12 protein-coding genes are annotated in these 23,065 nt (G+C 35.4%); 3 read left to right on the forward strand and 9 right to left on the reverse strand.

What is annotated here, in order from left to right; all coding sequences use genetic code 11:
• Positions 1-6 precede the first annotated feature (6 nt).
• A complete protein-coding gene (locus tag H0Z29_00850; protein ID MBO8130046.1) occupies positions 7-1,257 on the forward strand; it encodes a hypothetical protein in 1,251 nt (416 codons plus the stop codon).
• Between the two features lie 369 nt (positions 1,258-1,626).
• Here the strand turns inward: H0Z29_00850 and H0Z29_00855 are convergent, their stop codons facing one another.
• The 8 genes from H0Z29_00855 to H0Z29_00890 all read right to left on the reverse strand — a co-directional run bounded on the left by H0Z29_00855 (position 1,627) and on the right by H0Z29_00890 (position 20,065).
• Positions 1,627-5,226, reverse strand: a complete 3,600-nt coding sequence (locus H0Z29_00855) for a DUF4450 domain-containing protein (protein ID MBO8130047.1) — start codon at positions 5,224-5,226, stop codon at positions 1,627-1,629.
• 8 nt (positions 5,227-5,234) lie between these two features.
• A complete protein-coding gene (locus tag H0Z29_00860; GenBank protein ID MBO8130048.1) occupies positions 5,235-7,460 on the reverse strand; it encodes a hypothetical protein in 2,226 nt (741 codons plus the stop codon).
• A 31-nt stretch (positions 7,461-7,491) separates the two neighbouring features.
• Positions 7,492-9,684, reverse strand: a complete 2,193-nt coding sequence (locus H0Z29_00865) for a T9SS type A sorting domain-containing protein (GenBank protein ID MBO8130049.1) — start codon at positions 9,682-9,684, stop codon at positions 7,492-7,494.
• Positions 9,685-9,713: 29 nt separating this feature from the next.
• Positions 9,714-12,272, reverse strand: coding sequence for a T9SS type A sorting domain-containing protein (locus H0Z29_00870; GenBank protein ID MBO8130050.1), 2,559 nt, complete (start codon positions 12,270-12,272; stop codon positions 9,714-9,716).
• Between the two features lie 118 nt (positions 12,273-12,390).
• A complete protein-coding gene (locus H0Z29_00875; protein MBO8130051.1) occupies positions 12,391-13,395 on the reverse strand; it encodes a T9SS type A sorting domain-containing protein in 1,005 nt (334 codons plus the stop codon).
• Positions 13,396-13,437: 42 nt separating this feature from the next.
• On the reverse strand, positions 13,438-14,499 hold the full coding sequence (locus H0Z29_00880) for a PorV/PorQ family protein (protein ID MBO8130052.1): 1,062 nt from the start codon (positions 14,497-14,499) through the stop codon (positions 13,438-13,440).
• Between the two features lie 13 nt (positions 14,500-14,512).
• On the reverse strand, positions 14,513-16,723 hold the full coding sequence (locus tag H0Z29_00885) for a hypothetical protein (GenBank protein ID MBO8130053.1): 2,211 nt from the start codon (positions 16,721-16,723) through the stop codon (positions 14,513-14,515).
• Positions 16,724-16,750: 27 nt separating this feature from the next.
• A complete protein-coding gene (locus H0Z29_00890; GenBank protein MBO8130054.1) occupies positions 16,751-20,065 on the reverse strand; it encodes a TonB-dependent receptor in 3,315 nt (1,104 codons plus the stop codon).
• A gap of 387 nt (positions 20,066-20,452) precedes the next feature.
• On the opposite strand from H0Z29_00890, the gene H0Z29_00895 reads away from it, so the two are divergent.
• Complete coding sequence (locus H0Z29_00895; GenBank protein ID MBO8130055.1) at positions 20,453-21,826, forward strand: sulfatase-like hydrolase/transferase; 1,374 nt, start codon at positions 20,453-20,455, stop codon at positions 21,824-21,826.
• A 31-nt stretch (positions 21,827-21,857) separates the two neighbouring features.
• Entirely contained in the window at positions 21,858-22,274 is a 417-nt protein-coding gene (locus H0Z29_00900) for a YjbQ family protein (GenBank protein ID MBO8130056.1), read from the forward strand.
• Between the two features lie 9 nt (positions 22,275-22,283).
• Here the strand turns inward: H0Z29_00900 and H0Z29_00905 are convergent, their stop codons facing one another.
• Complete coding sequence (locus H0Z29_00905) at positions 22,284-23,063, reverse strand: prephenate dehydrogenase (GenBank protein ID MBO8130057.1); 780 nt, start codon at positions 23,061-23,063, stop codon at positions 22,284-22,286.
• Positions 23,064-23,065 lie beyond the last annotated feature (2 nt).

Genomic DNA, 23,065 nt, shown 5'->3' on the forward strand with positions numbered 1-23,065 from the left:
GCAATTATGAATAAGTTAAAATTTTACCTATTAATCTTTTTGTTTTTTCATTTTCTATTTAGTCAAATACCTACTCTTGAAACCGGTTCCCAGAAGCCAATGCCCAAGGAATGGATAGATAAAGACACAGGTCACAGAGTAATACGTATTACAGAACTTGATGGAAATTATCGAAGTTTTTATTTCCATAATAATCCATTTATCCCACCCAAAGACAACCAGGGATACAAAATGGTCATCACTGGTTCTCGAGATATTGACAAAGAGACCGATAATATGTACAGAAGAAGGTTAATCCAGTATTTTATAGTAGATTTAAATACCTTTGAAATAGAACCTCTTAATGAAAAACCACAGCCAATTTTTGGTGAGATTGTTGGTAAAAAAGGAAGGAACGTTTTCTATCAGAAAAGAGATAGTATATTTGCAATTAATATTGATACAAAAGAAAAAGAGTTGATTTTTGTATTCCCTGATTCTATTCGTGGGTCAATTTCAACTATCAACGCTGATGAAACATTGCTTGCAGGTACATATAGCGATCCCCGGAAATATGAAATATTAAGGCAAAACCCCCGCAAGGGCGATTATTTTACCAGAATATTCGAAGCAAAAATTCCACACACACTATTTGTAATAGATATAAAAACTGGAAAATTAAGAAAGATCCTCACTGAAAAAGCCTGGATTAATCATGTTCAATTTTCACCAACAGATCCAAATTTAATAATGTTTTGTCACGAAGGTCCTTGGCATCTTCTTGACAGAATATGGCTTATTGATATTCGAGAAGGAAAACCCAAACTAATGCATAAAAGGACAGTAGAAATGGAAATAGCCGGCCATGAATTCTTTGGACCCGACGGAGGATGGATCTGGTACGACCTTCAAATACCAAGAGGAAAAACTTTCTATGTAGCTGGCGTCAATATAAAAACCGGGGAAAGAATCAAATATCGGTTAAAAAGAGATGAATGGTCCGTGCATTATACAATTTCTCCTGATAAAAAACTTTTTGCTGGGGATGGTGGCGCTCCTAATATGGTAGCACGAGCAAAAAATGGAAAATGGATATACTTATTCTATCCCAGAGGTAACAAATTTAAATCAGAAAAATTAGTCAACATGAAACGCCACAATTATGATCTTGAACCGAACGTTCATTTCACACCGGATATGAAATATATTATTTTCCGCGCTAATTTTGAGGGCAAATCACAGGTGTATGCGGTAGAAATAAAAAAATACAAACAATAAATTACTCTCTAACCAACATATTATACTTAGTAAACAATACTTTTGATATTCATAATTATTGCATAAACCTTATACCACAAACTATCATTATTCACATTTCTTACACCACTTTTTAGAAGTTGCAATTATTTATAGTAAACCCACAGAAGCAACGAACAAACTCAACAAGTCGATAAAAATCCAGCAACTGTATGTAAATGAGAAAATAACAATCGGAAAGATATAAATATCCAGGTATTAGAAGTTAGTTACATGCAATATCCATACGAATAACAACCGTTATCTTTCAGTTATTATATAAACCTATGATTTTTTGATCTTTCACAAGGAGTTCTATAAAAGTGTTTAAAAAAACAGTTCAAACTCCAATCAATACACAAGAGTCAATGACAAAAGTCCTATTACCACCTCATTTGCAACAGCTTTTATATATATGCCTTTAACTTTTTCATCAGTCACAATTGGTGCATCTATAACCATAGATGCACCACCATCAATCAGCCTTGTCCTATTTTTCATTAGGACATCGTAATAGGAAGCTGTTACTTTTCCTGTTTTTAAATAAATTCTTAGTGGATGGGGATACCTAACATCAAAAGCAAAACCATCATTGTAGTAATCCTGTTCTATGGGCCACCAGGTTTCAGGATTTTTTAATTCAATTTTTTCTTCTTTATCATTTTCATACACTATTCCAACTTCTCCATTCACAATTCTTGATTGCATATGATTGGTACTACCAGCCATGAGAAGGTAGATATGTTTTGCCTTTACACCTACAGGAATGTACACTGAATCAGGATAATTATCCCATTTACTTACAAAAACGACATTATCTTTTGATGAATCTCCAACTGAAAGGAATCTTATACCATTATCCAATTCAATAACACCATCCTTCCCCGCCATTTTTCTCAATCCCGAATCATTGATTTCAGGATAAAAGGAATAAGAACACCAGTCACCAATACCTTGCACCGGTATCTGTAAGGTTGGGCAATCAGGACGTGGAAAATAATACTGCTTTTTAAAAATATTGTTCAGCTTATCATTATAATATTTATTGAGATTGATTAAATGAACCCTCCCTCTTTTCTTTAATGAAATACTCCAATCTATAACAATATCCTCTACTTTAAAATCCTCCATCTTGAATATCAATTTATTTCTACCAGTTATTAGATATCTATCAGGAACAAAAATCGTATCACTCACTTCACAAGGTGCAAGTTTCAAATGCTTGTAACTACGTTTTTTTGTACCGATGAACATAAATTCACCACCTATTTCCTGATTTGAATTATTCTTTATTAAAACCTTTAGATTACCTCCGGAAATTTTTTTATAAATAAATTCTGTCGGACTTACGACCTCTATGTCTATTGGTTCCCACCATTCCATATTTCCCTGCTTCAACAAAACAAACACTGTTTTCCATCCTGTGTTATTAAACTTTACTTTAATCTTCCTTTTTCTCAAATCAACATAGGAAGTTGAATTCATTGGATCATAAAAATCTATAACCTCCGCCTCATTTGCTTTTATAAACAGTGTATCTATCACAGATATTGTTTTTTCATAAATCGGTTTACTAATAGCTTTCCCTAACCATTTAATTTTAATATCATACTCCTTCTGATAACCATCATTAATTTCAATAAATGGATTACACACTTTATTTAAAATTTTATATTCCTTACTTGCTCCGTTTATAAAAACAGACTCTATATTTTCCCTGTCAGCTTTCACCAGAAGTCTTAATGCAAAATTAGTATTAAAATTCTGTTTTATTTTTATCCGGGTAAAATCTTCGCCCTTTTCATAGGCATAAGATACGCTCGGATGAAAAATAGAAGCAGATTGCCACTCTGCTGGGAATCCAGGTATTATCGTCAAAGTATCAATTAAAGCATCAGGCACTACCCCAAATAAACCTTCAACAAGTGTTCTTGCAGTTATACCGACCGGATCTGCAAAGTCACGATATAGTTCACCCCGGAATGCATCATAAAATGATAATAGCTGAAAATTCCCAGGGCTACTACCAAGATATCCGCTCTCCAAAATAGCACTTTTAAAAAGCCTGAAAGCTTCATCGAACCGGTAAGCCTTCCAGTAAGCAAGAGCAGTATGTACATTCTCAGCCATCGCTACATTATTAACCGACCAGGTATAGGGCATCCAATTGGTTGTCGAAAGAAGGTAATATTCACAGCTATCTTCCAATCCGATAGCACTTAATAGAATATGGGGGATTTCATGATCCACGTACCTCGTATTAAGATAATTTTGAAACATATCACCGATTCCTGTTTCTATCGAATGATATACAGTCCACAAACCTGCCGAAGGATGGATTAATTTTTCCCCGAGATAGTCTTTATATTCTGCATAATGACCCATATTTTTTATCCATAAAATTTTGTTCACAGCTTTCTTTATTTTCTCAGCCTCTTTCTCATATTCCCCATAATCTTTTCCAATTCTTTTTGCTATTATCGAGGCAATTCTATTTGCTTTATAATTCATTGCAGATGAATGAGTAACACCGCCGCCACTGTAATATATCGCGTCGCTTGCCCAGAAACTAGCATAGGAGTCATAAAGCCCGTCTTTGTCCCAGTCAAAACACCTTTTCTCCCATTCAAGATGCCTTTCAATTATAGGCCACATCTCCTTAATAAACTCCCAATCACCGGTCCATTGAAAATGATAAAATAGTTGATCCATAAATATCTGATTCATATCGTAATGGCTTGGTTTCGAAATCCTCCCTGGATATCGGCTTATATAACCTTTTGTAAACACTGCTGAACCTGGTATTTCTTTTTGTCTTGCAAAATTCTTTTCGGGATCAGGCATTGATGGACCTGAATCTGGTTCTATATATTGTGATTTAGCATAATTTTTAAAATGAATTCTCCCTCTATCATGCCATCCAAGGAAATCACCTGCATAGGCACCTCTCCAGCCATTATACCTCATCCTCCAGGCTACAGCACCATGTAGATATGATGGATATTCCCATATTGCATCGCCTGCAAAAAGAAGTGTCCAATCAAGATTATTGATATAGGGGTCAAGAGTAACTATAGAAAATCTTGAGGATATCTCTTTTATTTTCGCAGTAGCTTTTTTATACTTATTTTCGACATTTACCACAGAAATTTCCGGTTTAGATATTAAGTAGAAAAGCGTGTTGCATTCATTAACACTAGTAATACTTACGACTACAGGATATAACTTTTTCTCTGTATTAGCCAGGATCAATGGCGATTCCAGCCCCGTACAATCTGATATCTTTATCACTGAACCATTTGGTACGATAGAGGTTGATACTAATTTTCTTTGCCTATCATTTCTTAAGTATGTTCTGAAGAGGTTTCCCTCAATTTCAAACTCATTATTTTTACAATATTCCGGCAACATATAGAATACAGATTCTGGCTCTGCTCCAATGTCACCACTTCTTGGGAATCTCTTCAACGAAGCACCTCCGTATGCTAAAACCAGCTTAATATTACTTATCTCAACAGGCAATACTTTTATGAGACATCCTTCAGATTCAGCAAGAGCAAGTACTTCTATTTTAATCAGTGCATTACCTATTATTGAATCTTTTATTTCATATTCCATCAAACCAGGTTTATAGAAAGCCTTTATCGTATCAAATTCCGTAAACCATTTTGAAACATCCCCCACTATTAAACCAAGTTTTATATTTCCTCCCATTCCGGGCATATATAAGGCAAACTCAGGGAGGTCACCCGCTTCTACTCTAAAGGCTGTATTTGTCCCGTATAAAGCTCTATTAAATTTTTTACTCCCATTCGTAATAAAAATACATTTTTTGCCCGGTGAATATCTCAATTCTCTTTTTACTCCATGCCAGTATTCATCTTTTCCATACAATATTAGTCCAAATAATAAGTACATAAATATGAGGTTAAATAGTAATGCTTTTCTCATATATGGCACTACCTTCTTTTATTAAGATTTCCGAAACTATGATCGTATTGAACATTCCGAATCCATTCATCCGGTATGTAATCATGACCGACTATTTCCTCTACCAATTGAAGACTCCTTATGTATAATTCAGAAATCAGATAAATTGGATTTCCCAGAGAAGGAGGTCTATTCAACTCACCGAGTAGAGTATCATAACAGCTAAACTTAAAATTATCATCATATAAAAATAATTTGTCTTTATGTATTTTTATTGAATCATATGCCTGCGCAATAAATTTAATTTGCTCTGGATCGGTGGTTCTCATTGAATTTAAACAACGAAGATACCTGAATCTCCAGTAACTTTCGTCAATGTACTTTCGGCAAATAGCAAACTCTCTAAACCAATCAAATCTTGTTTTTATTTCTTTATAATAATCATCTCTGATAAATGGTTTTGCAATTCTAAGATAATCATACATTTTCTTTATTAATTTTAATGCCTTATTTTTTTCCTGCACAACCAGATTAATATTCTCAATAGTAGGTAATAGATACTTGGAAAATTCCGGTAAATAATATCTATTCGTATACATTATTACTACTTCTTTTCTATTAATACTGTTCGAAAAATCTGAATTTGTCTCCGTTCCAAATCCTAATGGTGAAAATGTTAAGTTTATTGCCTCTTCGGATAATTTCAATGCTTCAATTATGAATTTACCTCCTCTCTCTCCGTAAATATCTGTAGCCCATTTACGCCACAAATCATTTAAGTCTGAATCTATATCCCATGTCAATTCCTTCCACACATACACATTTATACTATTTAAAATATCATCAAACAGAGAATAATTTCTTTGACGCGTAGCTCCTGGGTGAATATAAACGCCTCCTTCCGCTGAAACTCTCTTAAGGCTCTCTTTCATAGTCCACTTTATATAATTCACCATTGAAGTAGGAAAATAAAATCTACCCTGTGTTTGTCCAGTCATTTGATATTCCGCTATCTGAATATGATTCTTAGCTTTTCCTAAAAGTTCAGAGAATCTTGCATTTGGCTGACAATCAGAATGATAAATTTTAGTCTGGATGATAATTTCCCTCGGGAGCTCCTCAAAAACTCTTCCCCACAGCTCATAACCCTCTCCACCAAAATGTCCATACCCAGGAGCATGAACCCACTCTCCTCTCAACCAGTGAGGTACGCCTGAAGACCATGTTCGGACTATCAACTTTTTCCCCAGAGAAGATAAAACATCATAATAATTTTTTACAGCAACATATAATTCATTTCTAAATTCATTTAACCCATTCTCTTTACACCTCTCACACTGGCAGTATAGACCATATGAATCCCAGAAGCTTACGATTAAGCCATCAGCATCAGTTTTCTCTATATATTCTTTGATATAATTTTTAACAACAACCCACGTCATAGAATCTGATGGACAGATAGTTCCTTTTTCAAATGACCTTTCTTTTGATTTACCTTCAACAGAAGGATATAATTTTATTGTCGCCTCATAAAGTGGTAGTGACCACCTTTTAAAATCACACCCATATGAGAAAGGCGCAATATATTCTACATCACACTCATGCAGAATATTTGCAAACTCTTTACTCTTTTTTTCTTTTTCTATCGAAGAGTTAACTAAACTATTTTTTACGTCCTCTTCAAGCGAGTTAAAAATCTCTGGCATTGTATTTTTAAAAGTAACAGTTGCTCCAGGACCACCTACAACCATGTTCACCTTCATATATGCAATAAATTCGGGAACCGACATCCTTCCATGAAAAACTGCTATCCTGGTTTTAAATTCTGGATTTCTTACAAACTTATCTCTATTAATCCACTTTTCCATATCACCTGCTGCATATAATAAACTCCTCGGTCTTTTTCCACATACAAGAATTCCTCTATTTTTTCTTAAGGTAACATAACCATCATATTTCAATTTTTTCTTTATATGTTTTATATATCTCCCATATTGAAAACCATCGTTACTAGTAGTTATTAATAAAATATCGCCACGGTGTATATTCCTGTATTCTGGAATACAAAAAATAGAATCAGAATGTATTCCCAATTTTTTAGCAAGTATTTTCGCAGCAAATTTTGAAGCATCGCTAGTATCGATTAATATAATTCTTTTATAGTTATATCTTTCCACATTATTATAACAGCATATTAATAAACCAAGAAAAACAAAAAGTCCTGCGGAAAAATTTTTAAAAAATTTTTTCCTCATGGTTTTATTCCCATATTTTTACAAACTTAATCTATCTAATTAAAACAATTTTTTCAGAAACTTTATATACTCCATCTCTTAGAACCACGAAATATACTCCCGATGGAACATTTGCGCCAACTTTATCCTTTCCATCCCATCGCAAGGTATATTGACCAGGAGCAAATCTGCTGTTAGAAAGAGTTATAACCTCTCTTCCATTAATATCATATATTTGCAATTTAATCTTAGATTCTTTCGAAATTACAAAATTTATAAATGTCGAAGAATTAAACGGGTTTGGGTAACTTGGCAGAAGTTTATGACCAAGGGGTAAAAACAGATTATTATCTGCCTTTTCATCTATACTGTTCGAAGAGGGATAGACAATATTTGGGAGTGGTGGTTCATTCATTCCTTCGCCCAGGTAAAATCCAGGGTGAGGTGGCTGATTATAACCTACATTTTGAGATGCTACAGCAATCCTGTAAACCGGATCATGCATCAGAGTATAGATACTATGCTCTGTAGGTATGGTTGTCGTATATACCCTGAGGGTACTATTATCTCCCTTTCTAAAAATGACCTCTTCCCTCCAGTCTCCTATTATATCTGCGCTTAAGCAGGGAGTCGCTTTTGTACCATTATTAGATGCACAACCATAAGCGTGGAGTAAGGGTTTGTAGGATGGATATTCCTGAGAAACAACTAAATTATCTAGCAATTCCGTCTTTAAATCACCATCCCAATATATAACAAAATTTATAGCACCTGGAGATTTCCCTATATTTTCACCTTTACATGTAAACAATGGACATCCATTTGACGCCCAGAGCTCAAAACCTCTGTAATCTGGACGTATATCTCCGGCGCATCCCCTCCCTACGTCAGCATCAATCCTATATTGAAAAATCAAATCCCCGGTTGCTGCATCTCGTAGTGTTACTCCATTGCCACCAGACTCGTGAGGCATGAATATCTCCAATCCAGGTCTGTCGGGGTCCATATCACTTACATGCAATGCGTCGCCATGACCTAAACCTGTGGAATATAAACCTTCACCATTATCATCAATTACACATGCACCATATACTATCTCATCTTTTCCATCATTATCAACATCTGCTGCTGTCGTCCAGTGTGCTCCCTGACCGATATATTCCACATTCTTAAACTCTGAAATATTTCCATTTGCATCCAATTTAATATACGCTTCAAAAATCCACGCCAATTCCAGTTCCCCATTCGAAAAATTCCATGCCGCCACCATATTCTTTACTCCGAAACCTGTTCTCGGTCCGTAATATCCTCTACAGGTAATCAAACTTGGATGCACTCCATCAAGATAGGCAACTGTCATAAGAAATCTATCACACCTATTGCCATAATCATCACCCCAATCCTTAACATTTCCACGGGCTGGTTCATAATCAACGGAGGTGATTGCCTCTCCTGTTTCTCCATCGAAAATTGTCAAATACTCAGGCCCGTTCAGCACATATCCAGAACTATTCCTGTAATCTGCATCCGGATCCCCAATCACATTCCCCTGTCCATCAACAGCACCATCAGAAGTCCTAACTGCAAGCTCTGCTTTCCCATCACTATCCAAATCATAAACTATAAACGGTGTGTAATGAGCACCTGAACGTATATTCTTCCCCAGATCAATCCTCCAGAGATGTGTCCCATCCATATCATACGCATCAATTATAGTATTTCCAGTGTAACCTCTTTTCGAATTATCTTTGGAATTACTTGGATCCCATTTTAAAACTATTTCATATTCCCCATCACCATCGAGATCACCTACACTAGCATCATTAGCATTATAGGTATAGCTTACTCCGTCAGGCGTTTTACCACCTTCCGGTATATTCAACGGAATCTCATAGTATATTTTATTCCATATTTGAGCAATAACTTCTTCATTCTGCTCAATACCATCTATAACAGTTCTTATTTTATAGACGTTTTGAGTGGTTCCAGTAGAATCAAAATAATTTGTCTTTTCTAAATTCTTAGCGAGTAACGAACCATCACGATAGAGATTGAATTTTATATTTTGCGGATCAGTACCAAACTTCCTCCAGCTCAAAAACATATACTCATTTAAATTTTCATCAGTAACTTTAACTGCAATGAATCCCCTATCAAGACACTCCATAATACGAGCTTTTGAGAAAACAACGGCACTAAGAACTATTAACACGAATAAAATCATACACACCATCCTTCTCAACATCTATCACCTCCTCTGTATATATTAATATATCACTTTATCAAAACGAATTTCCTCATAATCTTTTCTTCCCCATTACTGAGAACATAAATATAAATACCTGAGGATAGACCTGAGGCATTAAGACTTACATTATATGTTCCCGCTGGTTTTTCTTCATCCACTAACCCTAAAACCTCATGACCCAATAGATCATACACTGTTAGACGTACATAACTTTTATATGGCACCTCATACTTAATTAAGGTATAACTATTAAAAGGATTGGGATAATTTTGATACAACCTTAGACCTTTTAAAATAGTTGCATCTTTTTCAGATATTTCATTTAGTTCCAACACTTCTATAGCATTTATACGCCAAACATGTCCTTCACCTTTATGATGTATAAAAAACAGTTCCAATTGGCCATCATTTACATCAATACTAAATGACGTATCCTGAAAGCTACCACCAGGGCTATAAAGACTATCAAGTACTTTTATTCCTTCTGCATAAATATCCATCGGACCATTAGGTGCATTAGATAAATAATCACCTGCTATGACCCTAATTTTATACGATCCATTACCTACATCGAGAAAAAATCTCATGGATGAGTAAGAAAACACAAAATCCCTTCTAAGATTATCAGGAGATCCTCTATCTCTTTGGTCTAAACCAATTATATTTTCAAATCCATAACCAAGCCCCGGAGTATATTGAACTGTCTTATCGACCCTTACAAATCCTTCCTCCACTGGACCTGGTCCAAAATCAATCTTTTTCGGTACATCTTTAGGGGGAATTTTAAATTTAGCAGATATATTTATGGTCCTAGTTATTTTTATGGATAGTGGATTATCTATACTTTCGATATCACCACTCCATCTATCGAATACAAAACCTGAATCAGGGATGGCATAGATGCTTACTACCTGCCCTGAATCATAAATTGAAACCAAAGAATCTAACATAATCCCGGAGGGATCAAATTCAACTCTTCCCGATCCATCAATATTACATCTCAAAAAATATTGCCCTTCACCTATCGTGGAATCCTCGGAAGTATTTGAAAAATCACTTTTACCACAGGTATTATATGAGGCTATACGAAAACTGTACTTTGTATTACACGTCAAATTCGTTATTGAGAAGGATTCCAGATTACAAAGAGGGATTACTAATTCAGAATAACTCTGCCAACCATCATCAGAATACTGCAAAATAAATCCTCTCTCGTTATAAGAATTATCATCCCAAGTCAAATCTATTCTATCACTTGAGTATGCCTTTGCTGATAAATTACCAGGGATACCCGGTTCTATTGTATCTGGAGGTATCTCTTCAAATGGCTGATTTACAAGACTATTCAGGTATTCTTCCAGGTTTGTGTAACCGTCAAAATCATTATCACCATTTCTATCTTCAGGGTTATCCGGATCCAAGCCATTAGCTTTTTCCCATTCATCAGGCATACCATCATGATCAGAATCATCAAGTGGCTCGCCACCTTCCAAATCCGGAAAACCACCCACTTCGCTTTGCCTTTTTATAATGTGACCGGTATTATTTTTCACATCATTGACCACTCTTTCATCAACAGCATCCCTTAACTTCGAAGAACCAGCATATTGAAGAACCAATTCGTATGCTTCTTCTGCTGTATGAGTCGTAACTGGTGGAACCGGGAACTCATCATCCACCAATATCGGCGTACCTTTCACACCAAGCGAATTATCCTGAGTAACATCTGGGTAGCCATAGACAAAATTACCATTGACATAGAGTTCCTTAGTATTATATTCCGAATATACAATTGTATTTCTTTGATCAGGTTTTTCAGATTGCGTAGATGGTCCATATTTAAAATAGTTGTTTATTATATTCACCTTACCTGTAGGACTGCAATATGTACTCATTTCTCCCCAGTTATAAATCACATTATTTCTATAATCGGTTATATCGTTTTCATAGGTATAGGCAAATTTTGGATTTCGAGTTTTATTGTGATATATCAGATTATGATGATAACTACTATTTCCACCCCACAGACCACCACATGAATGGCCCATATAATCAAGTCCTTCGCCTATCATACACCATTGAACTGTAACATTTTCATTTCCATACATTGACGCACATTCATCAGCACCCCAACTTATCGAACAGTGATCAATAATTATATTTTTACAATCATTTATATCAAGGGCATCCGATTTTATACTATTTATATCACCCAGTCGAAATCTTAAATATCTAATTATTATGTTGTTTCCTTTGATAATCGTTGGGTATCCTCTTATACAAATACCATTACCAGGTGCTGTTTGACCTGCAATAGTAATGTTATTACCAGTAATTTTCAGTGTAGACTTTAAATCAATATACCCTGAAACCTTAAAGACAATGGTCACATTACTCCTTTTCACCCCCTCTCTCAGAGAACCAGATCCTGAATCATTTAGATTAGTTACTTCGTAAACATCACCAAATCTTCCACCGGTAGTATAAGCACCAAATCCTTCTGCGCCCGGAAATGCAGGTATTTGAGAAAATAGAATAACAGAACCTATAAGATAAACTGTTATATATACTAATACGCTCCTCATCATCTTCTATCTTTTTTTATATTTATAAAATCGCAGTACACTAAATGGCAAAAAAGAGGGGGAGGATATTCTCTCTCCCCCCATCACTATTAAAGAACAAAAAAGAAAAAATAGTACATTATTTCAATAGAACCATCTTTTTCATCTCGCTAAAATTACCAGATTTCAACTCATAGAAGTAAAGCCCGGTAGGCAATTTTCTTCCATCGAATTTAATCATGTGTTCGCCTGCACTTAATTCTCCCTCAATCAGTGTTGAAACAAGTTGCCCCATCATATTGTAAACCTTTAATGTTGTATATCCCTTTTCCTTGAGTTCAAATTCTATTGTCGTTACCGGGTTGAATGGATTTGGATAATTCTGCTCAAGTCTGTATGTAGCTGCTTTTAATTCTCTACCTCTATCTATACTGGTTTTAGGTTTTGTTTCAAAAACTAATATTGGCAACCTTCCTTCGGGATCCTCTCTTGAAAATATTGAGATATCACCATCCTGATCCTTATGCTCGAGAATCATAAATGTCAACAGACCATTTCCATCAACATTATTAATAAAATTATCAAGCGCTGCACTTGTATCAGTATAGAAGTAATCGATTCCATTAACGTATCCGCTATGTTCTGGATCCGGCTGGTGAATTTCAGTACAATCCCTTGGAACCAGCGCAAAAGTTATCCTCCGGGATTTTGCAGGATCAAAATTCACCCTTGCTAATGGTGGCGGATCCAAATGAATTATACCAGGAGCATTGACAAAGCATGTTGTTTCTTCATCCCAATTATCCAATGCATCATCAGTTAAAATATAGACAAGGAGCGAACAGTTATTAACACCTTTATACATTGAGGTATACAAACCAATCTGCACATTCTCAAGATTATAGCTTTCCTTATAATCGGAAACATCAAATCTAATATAAGGGACTTTACATCTTGTATCCGGGAGATATCTTCCTAATAATGCAGTTTCTGTACCGTGTGTACTATCGGGTGAAAATCTCGCTGCCTGATCGTCATTTGAAATATAAGTATCCGCTACTGGCCCTATCATTTCCTGTGCCTGTAAGAAACAAAAAAGAGTTAATACACTAATAATCAATGTCAATGATAACAACCTTTTCATCACTTACCTCCTATGTTTTTTCATTTTTAACATATAAAATCCTTACAACGAAATTTTTATTGAAAACCTATTTATAGTATTAAAAATCTTTAATGGTGTATAGGAATAGGATATTTCCATGGTTCTACCACCAACCTGTGGGGAAATACTGAATCCTGCAGAAAATCCCTCTTCATCTTTATTTGTGACATACCCACACATAGCAGAAAACACATTCATATAACTAAATTTTAAGCCTATATGTAATCTTTCGGTATAATTGTTTGGATGGGTAAATTCAATAGATGCAAATAGGCTTCCTTTTTTAGGATCAATATTAAAAAAATCAAAAAGGTTCATTCCACATCCTACTGCAAATGTCATTGGCAATTGGGTCGTTATTTCTTCATATTTTATGCTTGAGGCAAAATTCCTGATATACATACCGAATCTGAAGCTTTTAAAACCTGGATAGAATTTTACTCCCATATCATAGGCAAACACAGACTCACTATTTTTGTGGTCAACATCACTAAGCGTAGTATCACCGTCTACAACCTCTATATAGGAAAAACGAGACTGTCCAAGATTTTGTCCTACATATTTAATGGTAGCTCCCATCAAAAATTTAGCTGAAATTTTCCTTGAATAAGAGACTCCATATGAGTAAGATGATACATTATTTAATTTCCCAAATTCTCTATATCCTTTAACATCAGCAGGTGAGACTGCCAAGCCAGTCCATACTATTTCCCCATAATTAACATTTACAAGATGTAAACCAAGAGCGCCAAAATTACCAAGATTAAACGCAATTGCTGCCGTGGTATATTTTATATCAGCAACATACTGTACACCAGAAAGCAACAAGGACATTCTTGAAGTCATCTCCCCTAAACCAGAAGGATTGTAAAATATACTTTCGCACCCGGTCCCAATAGATGTATAAGCTTCTCCCATTGCAACGGCATTCGGTATTACACCAACCTGTAAGAAGGTCATAGAAGCCTGACCCACTTTTTTCATTCCTACACCCTCAAATTCATACCAATAAGGGAATACACTATCCAAGAAAAAAATATTAGTTAAAATAATAAATAAAAATACGCTTATTAATTTTTTCATAATTAACCCCCTCCTATCGAACTACAATCAATTTTTGGTATGCTACTTTACCATCAGGTGTTTGAAATACGACTATATATATACCACTTGCTATTGCTTGCTGATTTTCTGTTAACATATCCCATATCTCAAATCCCGATGAAACTGGATCAGGTTTATGCTCAATTACTTTTACTAAATCCAGATTTTCAGTATATATTCTTATTGTACATTCCTCAGGTAAGTTAAAAAACATTATTCTCCTAGGATCATCAAGATTTGGTAGCCCATAGTTATTCCAGAGAGGATCTCTAATATTGTATGGATTTGGTACAATGCGGATATCACTTAATTTCTTACCAACTGGACGCTTTGATTCTACAGGATTATAGGTTGTGCTGAATAGTCTTCCTCCCCATATTACCTTACCTCTATTCGCCGGATAAGCGTAGGGATCATTTTCATCTATTCTTACCCCAGCCTGTACATAATAGTAATAGGTGGCTCCAAAAACTACCGTTGTATCTACCCAGTGATGTTCTTCTGCTTTGTCCTCAGGACCCGATCTATAAACTTCTTCAAAAAACACTGTATCTCGATATCCTACACTCCGCATTATTCTATACCCTGCGAAATTTGGCAAATTTTCAGCTTGCTGATTACTCCAGCTTATTTCAACTCCACGACCAGTACCCAGGATGTACTGATTTGTGGGAGGAGGTGCCATAGGTACTTGCCAGTTATGCTCAAAATTCCATTTTGCCCTGGATACAGTCTTATGTATCGAGTCTATCACAGTGCTATACCATCTATCTTTTATTTTATCCATCTCTGTTGCATCGATCGGAAACGCAAAATTAGTTGGGAAATAACCAGTCCTTGGATCAGGCAAATTTGGCGGGTCCTGTAAAGTTCCGTTCAACCATTTCTCGCCGATTTCCTTTGCCTTTTTTAAACTGAGAGACGCGAAGCCAACGGCATAAACAATATGAATGGTATCACCTGGGTGCCATTTTTCATATGGTCCGATAGACACCCATCTTCTATTCCAAATATGGTTTTTATCAAATCCATTCCCAAGGCATGAATAATCAGGATTACCCATTTCATCATTATTCTTTCTGTGATATGTACCAGAGATTCTATCATCAACCAATTGATCTTTCCATACATAGCCAGCTATAATACCATAAGATCCTCCTGGTTGTCCCTGTTGATAACCTGGCAAATCTCCCACGGCTTCGTAATGAACCCTCTCATGATTATAATAGGCTGTTACTGTTGGCTGTTTAGGATCATCCACGTCAAGTTGAGGATCGCTATACGGTTTCTCTGAAACATGTAAAAATGCTATAAATTCCATATCAGGTTGCGATAATCTACCATCCTGGCTATATACGGGATGTGCCATTTGATCTCCTGGTCTCTCGGGATCATCAGCGCTATATTCATAAAAAATTCTAAGAGTATCGCCCGGGCGTGAGCCATAATAATGAGCCCAATGATGTGCAGCAGGCCCCTGTCCACTGGGCAATTCTGGATTTCTACCCTGAGCTCTGAAAATATTAAAAGCTGCATCATTCATTTGCAAATATACAGTATCTAAGGTAACACCAGTTTTATTCACTATTTTATAATCACAAATAACATAATTATCATGAAATTGCTGACTCCACGCAAACAGTTTGCGATGAACTTCAATACCCCAGTAATTTCTTGTAGACACACTAATTACTTGATCGCTTGTCCCAACCATTTTTGTGGGATCAACAACTGCCCAATGTTCTTTTATTTGTCTATTTTCATTATTAACGTAATTATCTGGTAAGTCCCATCTGATATAATTTGTCATTGGCTGAATTACAACCTCAGCAGTATCCCAGCTCGAACCATAACATGATAATGTATAATAAGGCCATACATCCCAGGTGGTATCTGAAACATTATCAACTGTAGTTACATTGGGTCCATAAAAATTCCTCATAGCAATAGTTGTTGGCCCCGTAGAGTTTCCATAATTATTATTAAAACCTATACAATTGTAATCTGCAGGAAACCAGCCTGCTGTATAATTAGGAGACTTCTGCCATGTAGGACCGTGATCCCACACTCCAATACCTACCCTATTAACCTTCATTATTGCCAGCTTATCATCACCAAAAAGATTTATACCAACAAAAAATGTGGTAGTAAATACAATCACATAGCAGAAAAATCTTTTTTGAGCCTTTAATAGATTTCCCATGTATTTAACCTCCTAAAAATTTTGTTGTTAGAAATTAATCTCTAAACCAAACCATATTTGACGAGGATATCCATATAAAAACATCTTATTATCTGGATCGTTTATATAAGGTTTATCATCACTTCTTAATTCACCAACCTTATCATTTCCGGGAATATAATAACCAGGATTTTGCTCTCTCAGGTTATCATATATCGGATCATCATACATAGGAAGCCTTAAGGATGCAAGATATTTTTCTCTATCTTCCCTATTCCTAAAACACCATCCTTCATTCATCCAGCTATGTTTAATATTAAAAAGGTTTTGAATATCCGAAAATAGGCTGACTTTAATTCTCCCAAAATTAATTCTTTTTGATATCCTCATATCAAAATTTAGATAATCTGGCCATCTTAAATTATTCGTATAATTTCTTATGTTAGCAGGATTCCACGTGAAAGTACCTCCTCTTACCCATCTACTTGTTATACCAATCAACCAGCCACCAATCGGATATATGCCCCCAAATCCGGGACCTATTGTTTCAGGTACATGAAAAGTCACATTACCAGTGACCATTGGTCTCGTTGATGGTCTTATTTCCTCTGCTTCATAATATCCATATTGTTCATTCCATACTTCGTCATCAGAAATTACTGATCTTCCCACATATCCATATTTTTCTATCATATATCTGTAATTAAGCCAACCTGTTATATATTTACCAACCTGCTTGGTAATGCTTGCCTCAAAACCTTGTATATCTTCATATCTATTATTTGTTCTCACACCATATCTCACTGTTCCGTCTGTCCTTTGATAGGTTATACTCCCTGGTTCGCCAGAAACATCCTTATAATATGTACTTAGATTAATTAGATACATATCAAGTAGATTATAAGTAATACCCAGCTCATATTGAATTGTTCTTGGTGGTTCCAGATTTGGATTTCCTATATCTCTTAATCCTACATCTCTAAAGCTCATCATATACAGATACATATCATTATATGCCGGATTTGAGCGAAAATGACCATAATTGAAATAAAACTTCGATCTTTCAGTAACAGGAAAAGAAATTCCTAATCTTGGGCTTATAGCATAATGATTTTTAGTTTTTTCAAATAGGGTACCACCTGTTGTATCATTTATAGTATTCCACCTTCTCCAGATTACGGAGATGCCTGCAAGCTGATCAGCAACCAGCTGAGAAATATTACCTCTTTCAGTACCTGTACTAAAGGCAGCCACATTGAAAGGATCGCCCGTTGGCCACACTTCATCTCCTGTATTATAATAATCAAACCTTACACCAATAGTAGCAACCATACCTTCAATAGTAATCTGGTCTTGCACGTAGGCACCAGCTACCCATGGCTGTCTATGGAAATACAACTCCCTTTCATTTATTACATACATTTTATTGTTTAAATCGAAATAGTTTACTTCAAAACCTGCTTTGATTAGGTGAGCTAATGTTACCTGACTGGAAAAATCATATCTCAGGCTATATTGGCTTGCATATGAATCATCAAAGTAATTCGCTGATTTACCACTAAATCTTCTTCCCAGACCGTATACAGACGATAATCCATTGTCTTCCCAATATTTCGAAGAATCCTCCGGATCATAAACCAGGTACTTCTGCATACCCCATCTTGGTTCAATCATTCTTCCATAAGGTTTTTCATCTAAGTATATGGGACCAAAATTTATTTTATATGATTTGTCTCTTAATTCCCATAGTTTTTCACCCATATAGTATTTTGAGGTTGAATACTGTAATGTCAAATCCCAATAGGTTCTAGAGCTAATCATATGATTTAATTTTAATCCTGCAACATATATTGTCTGATTTTTTGGATGAAAGAATGTAGGATGCCAGTAGTAAGTTTCTCCTACTCCTCTTAGATCTCCAACATTATTTTCGTCCATTAAACCACCACGACCATATAAAGTAGGAGTTGCTAAGGCGATATTTTGTATTTGTGCTACTCCTTTTCTAAGTCGGTACAAGAGAGTCAAATTCAGAGTAGTTTTTCTAGTTAAATAGGATTTTAAGGTTAGCATTGTGGTAGACTTCCAATCAGAAGGTCTCTCTTGACATACAGTCGGCTGTATAAAATAAGTATTATTTGTCTGATGCGATAAATAAAAAGTCGCATCTCCGAGAAATTTACCAATCAGTGGCACCGGTCCACCAAAACCAAAATCTATATTGTAATCGGAGTGCGTACCTTCCTTTTCATGGGCATGCTCCTCAATTGCCTTTTTCTTCTTTTCCCACTCTGGATCCTGTGTTGTCCATTCAGGATATAATTCTTCGAGCTTATCCCAATCTGGAACTACCATATGATTCCAACATGCCCATAGATATAAATCCATTGGAGTTGCCTCTTTCTGATAGTCAAGATAGAACAATGTAGCTAATGTTTTCCATCCTGTGAAAGCGTCATGCTGTTGAGCCAAATATTCTGCTTCACCAGTATCACCATTGGTATACATTAACCACCCATTCTTAGTACCCTCAAAACCAACTATAGGATCCAAATAAGGCTTCAGGGCGTAATTACCTATATCGTATATCGATTTACCAAATCTTTTCATCCGTGGCAAATTAGCCGAGATTGACAATCTACCATGATATGCATCTCTATAACCTGTTTTTGTGGTTACATTTATAAGTCCTGATCTAAAATTTCCATATTCTGCACCAAATCCACCAGTTACAACCGATATTTGTTCAATTGCACTTAATGGTATTATAGGCTCAGCTTTACCCATTCTAAAATCAACAACAAGAAGACCATTTACCATAGAGCCTGTCTGTTCTGCAGACCCTCCTCTAATCTCCAGATACCTTGCATTAGTTACTCCAGGCAATTTGTCTAAAAAGTTTTCAACCGTACGTACTCCAGATATCTCCAGGATTTGTTCAGAGGATACCACCTGTTGAGTGACAGACACTTCTTTATGTAGAATATCTCTTTCAGCAGTTACGACAACTTCTTCCCCCTTAATAACTTCCTGTTCCATTTCAAAATTGACCGTCGTAATCTGATCGACGGAAACAACAACCCCCTCTTTGGTAATCTTCTTATAACCAATCATCGAAGCCTGCACAGAGTACACTCCTGGTGGCACATTTAGAATAACATACCTACCATCCTCATCAGTCGCAGCACCAAGATATGTGCCCAGTATGATTATATTAGCTCCAGGCAAAGGCTCTCCTGTATCCTTCTTTATAACCCTACCTGTAATTTTACCAGTAACAGCAGCATATAACATATCGATACATGATAGACTTACTATAAAAAAAATGATAACATTAAAACTAATGATAAGGATTTTTTTCATAATCCCCTCTGTTTAAAATTACACCCTCGTTCTAACAAACGTTTGCTCATCACAAATAGATATTAAAAAAATAAAAACCTCGTGTCAATACCTTTTTAACTACCTGCAAAAAAATATTCCATCTACTAAAATAGTTATTATAGCCATCCAAAATGAAAATACGATTTATTCTTAAAAGTCATTATCATCTCATTGGGATATCACATAAGGACTCTTGTCTTATTACACGTATTTACCTCAAAGTGATATTGCAAAAATTAGCTAATCTCTTAATAAAACGCTTGCATAAAATAAAAATTTTATTATAATTAACAGCGATATAAGGAACTATTTATTGACAGGCAATTATAAATTTCTTAAAATTTCTAGTTATTGAACAGTTTCTAAATGCATCGAAGAGATTTTATTAAAAACATTACAACATCAATCTTATCTATACCGCTTTTTAACCTATTATCATGTGGAATTAGGGAAATTATTCATAAACTTCCCAATATTCTAATAATTATCTCTGATGATACCGGCTGGAACGATGTTGGTTTTCATAATCCAGAGGTTATAACCCCAAATCTTAATAAATTAGCGAAAGAAGGTATTGAACTTACCAATTTTTATGTTCATCCATTATGCTCACCAACCAGAGCTGCTCTTCTTACCGGAATACACCCTAGCAGATTCGGAATTCTTGGACCCATAGCTGGTAAAGATAAAACTGCTCTTCCCAGAAATGTCATTAATCTACCCGCTTTTTTAAAAAATATCGGATATAATACAGCCCTTATCGGTAAATGGCATTTAGGTCTTTCACTATCTGCAGGACCTAAACAGTATGGTTTTGATTATACTTACGGATACCTCCATGGTCAGATTGATCCGTATACCCATATGTATAAATTTGGTGACAAAACCTGGCATAGAAATGACAAATTTATTGATGAAAAAGGACATGTAACTGACCTATTAACAGAGGATGCTACAAGATATATAGAAGAATCCTCAGGGAAGGGAAAACCGTTTTTCCTTTATCTTGCATATAATCTACCTCATTACCCTCTAAACGAAGAAAAAAAATGGCTGGACTACTATAATGAAGAGACAAATTATTCCAGAAAGCAATTCCTGTCCGCAATGACTCACCTTGATCATTCTATAGGACAGGTCGTCAATTGTATTCAAAAAAACAAATTGCTAGAAGACACTATAATCATATTTTTAAGTGATAATGGTGGGCAAAAAGGCTGGACTCCTTCACCTCTCGAGTACAATGGTAGATATAAAGCAGCTGATCGATTAGGTGATAATTCTCCTTACAGAGGATGGAAAGGAGAACTCTATGAAGGAGGCATTAAGGTACCGTCTCTTTTATACTGGAAGGGAAAATTTGAAAAAGGGAAAAATAGTCAACTAATAATAGTTGAAGACATTTTCCCAACGGTTGCAGCTATTTTAAATGAAAATATTAATAATGAAAAAACAATAGAAGGCATCGATATAACACCATCCTTTAAAGGACATGAGCTACCAGAAAGGACACTTTACTGGAGAACTAAAAGACAAATCGCTGTAAGAAAAGGTCGCTGGAAATTGATAAAAAATCTCAAACCAAATGAATCAACACCTGAGTACGAATTATTTAATCTGCACGATGACCCTTATGAACAAAATAACTTATTTGATAAAGAAAAATCTATTGCAGAGGATTTAATTCTGGAAATGCAACAGCAAATAATCAAAGATCCGCCATATCTAAGGAATTTATAAAATATTTATAGAAATAGATTGGAGATAAACCATGACTTATGGAGAAAGTATCCAATTACAGACAAAAGGATTCAGTCACATTATAAATATCACACCTCAGGTTCAGTCAATTGTAGAAAAATCAATTATAAAAAATGGTATAGCTTGCATATCATCAATTGGTTCCACAGCAAGCATTACTACTATTGAATATGAGCCTGCTCTTGTAGAAGATATGAGAGAACTTCTCGAAAAGATTGCACCATCTTCCATGCGAACACGACACTCCCAGACTTGGGGTGATGATAATGGTTTTTCCCATCTCAGGGCATCACTTATGGGACCATCCGTAACAATTCCATTCGAAAATAAGAGACTTATATTGGGCACATGGCAACAAATTGTAGTAATTGATCATGATAACAGACCAAGAAATAGAGAGATTTATGTACAGCTTGTAGGGGAATAAAAACTAACTTTATTTTTGACCAATATTTTTTCTCAATCTATTTACAAATCGCTTCATTTCATCATAATCTCTTGCACGTATTATGTGTGTTAGGTATGACAGCTGAGAATTTATTCTCTCAATTTGTTTTAAGGTATTTGGATTAAATAACACTTCCGCAATCAAATAGTCATCCTCAGATAGAAGCCCCCTCGCTATATCTAAATGTTTCTTAAATGTCGTTCCTGGTGCCTCCTGCTCCTTCATACATGCTGCGAAAACGAGTGTAGAGGCAAATGGCGTACCAAGTGAGTATGCAGTTATTTCATCATGTTCTTTAAAGGTGTATTCATAAATATTTAGTCCCAGGCTTTTATAAAATTGTCTAAAGAATTCTTTACCTTCCTCATCTGATTCTTTAATTATGATAGCATTTTCATTCTGAAGTTCGTGAATGTTTGCAAAAGTAGGACCAAACATTGGATGAGTGGATACAAATCTTCTATTAGCTTTTTTATAAAATCTTTGTACGTCAAACTTCACAGTTGTTATATCGGATAGAATACAATCTTCCCTGATAAAAGGCAACACATTCTCAAAAGCACTGATTGTATGTTGCAGATTAACAGCATTAATTACAAGATCAGGATCAAATTTCTTTACCTCTTCCAGACTTTTGAATCTTTCAGCATTGAAAAGATACTTCATTTTTCTGATATCAACATCGTATGCTGCTACATCATAATCATGACAAAACTCTTCTACAAGCCAAGCCCCCATCCTTCCAATACCCATTATAAATATTTTCATAA

Source organism: Candidatus Neomarinimicrobiota bacterium (assembly GCA_017656425.1).
GTDB lineage: Bacteria > Fidelibacterota > UBA2242 > UBA2242 > B5-G15 > JACDNV01.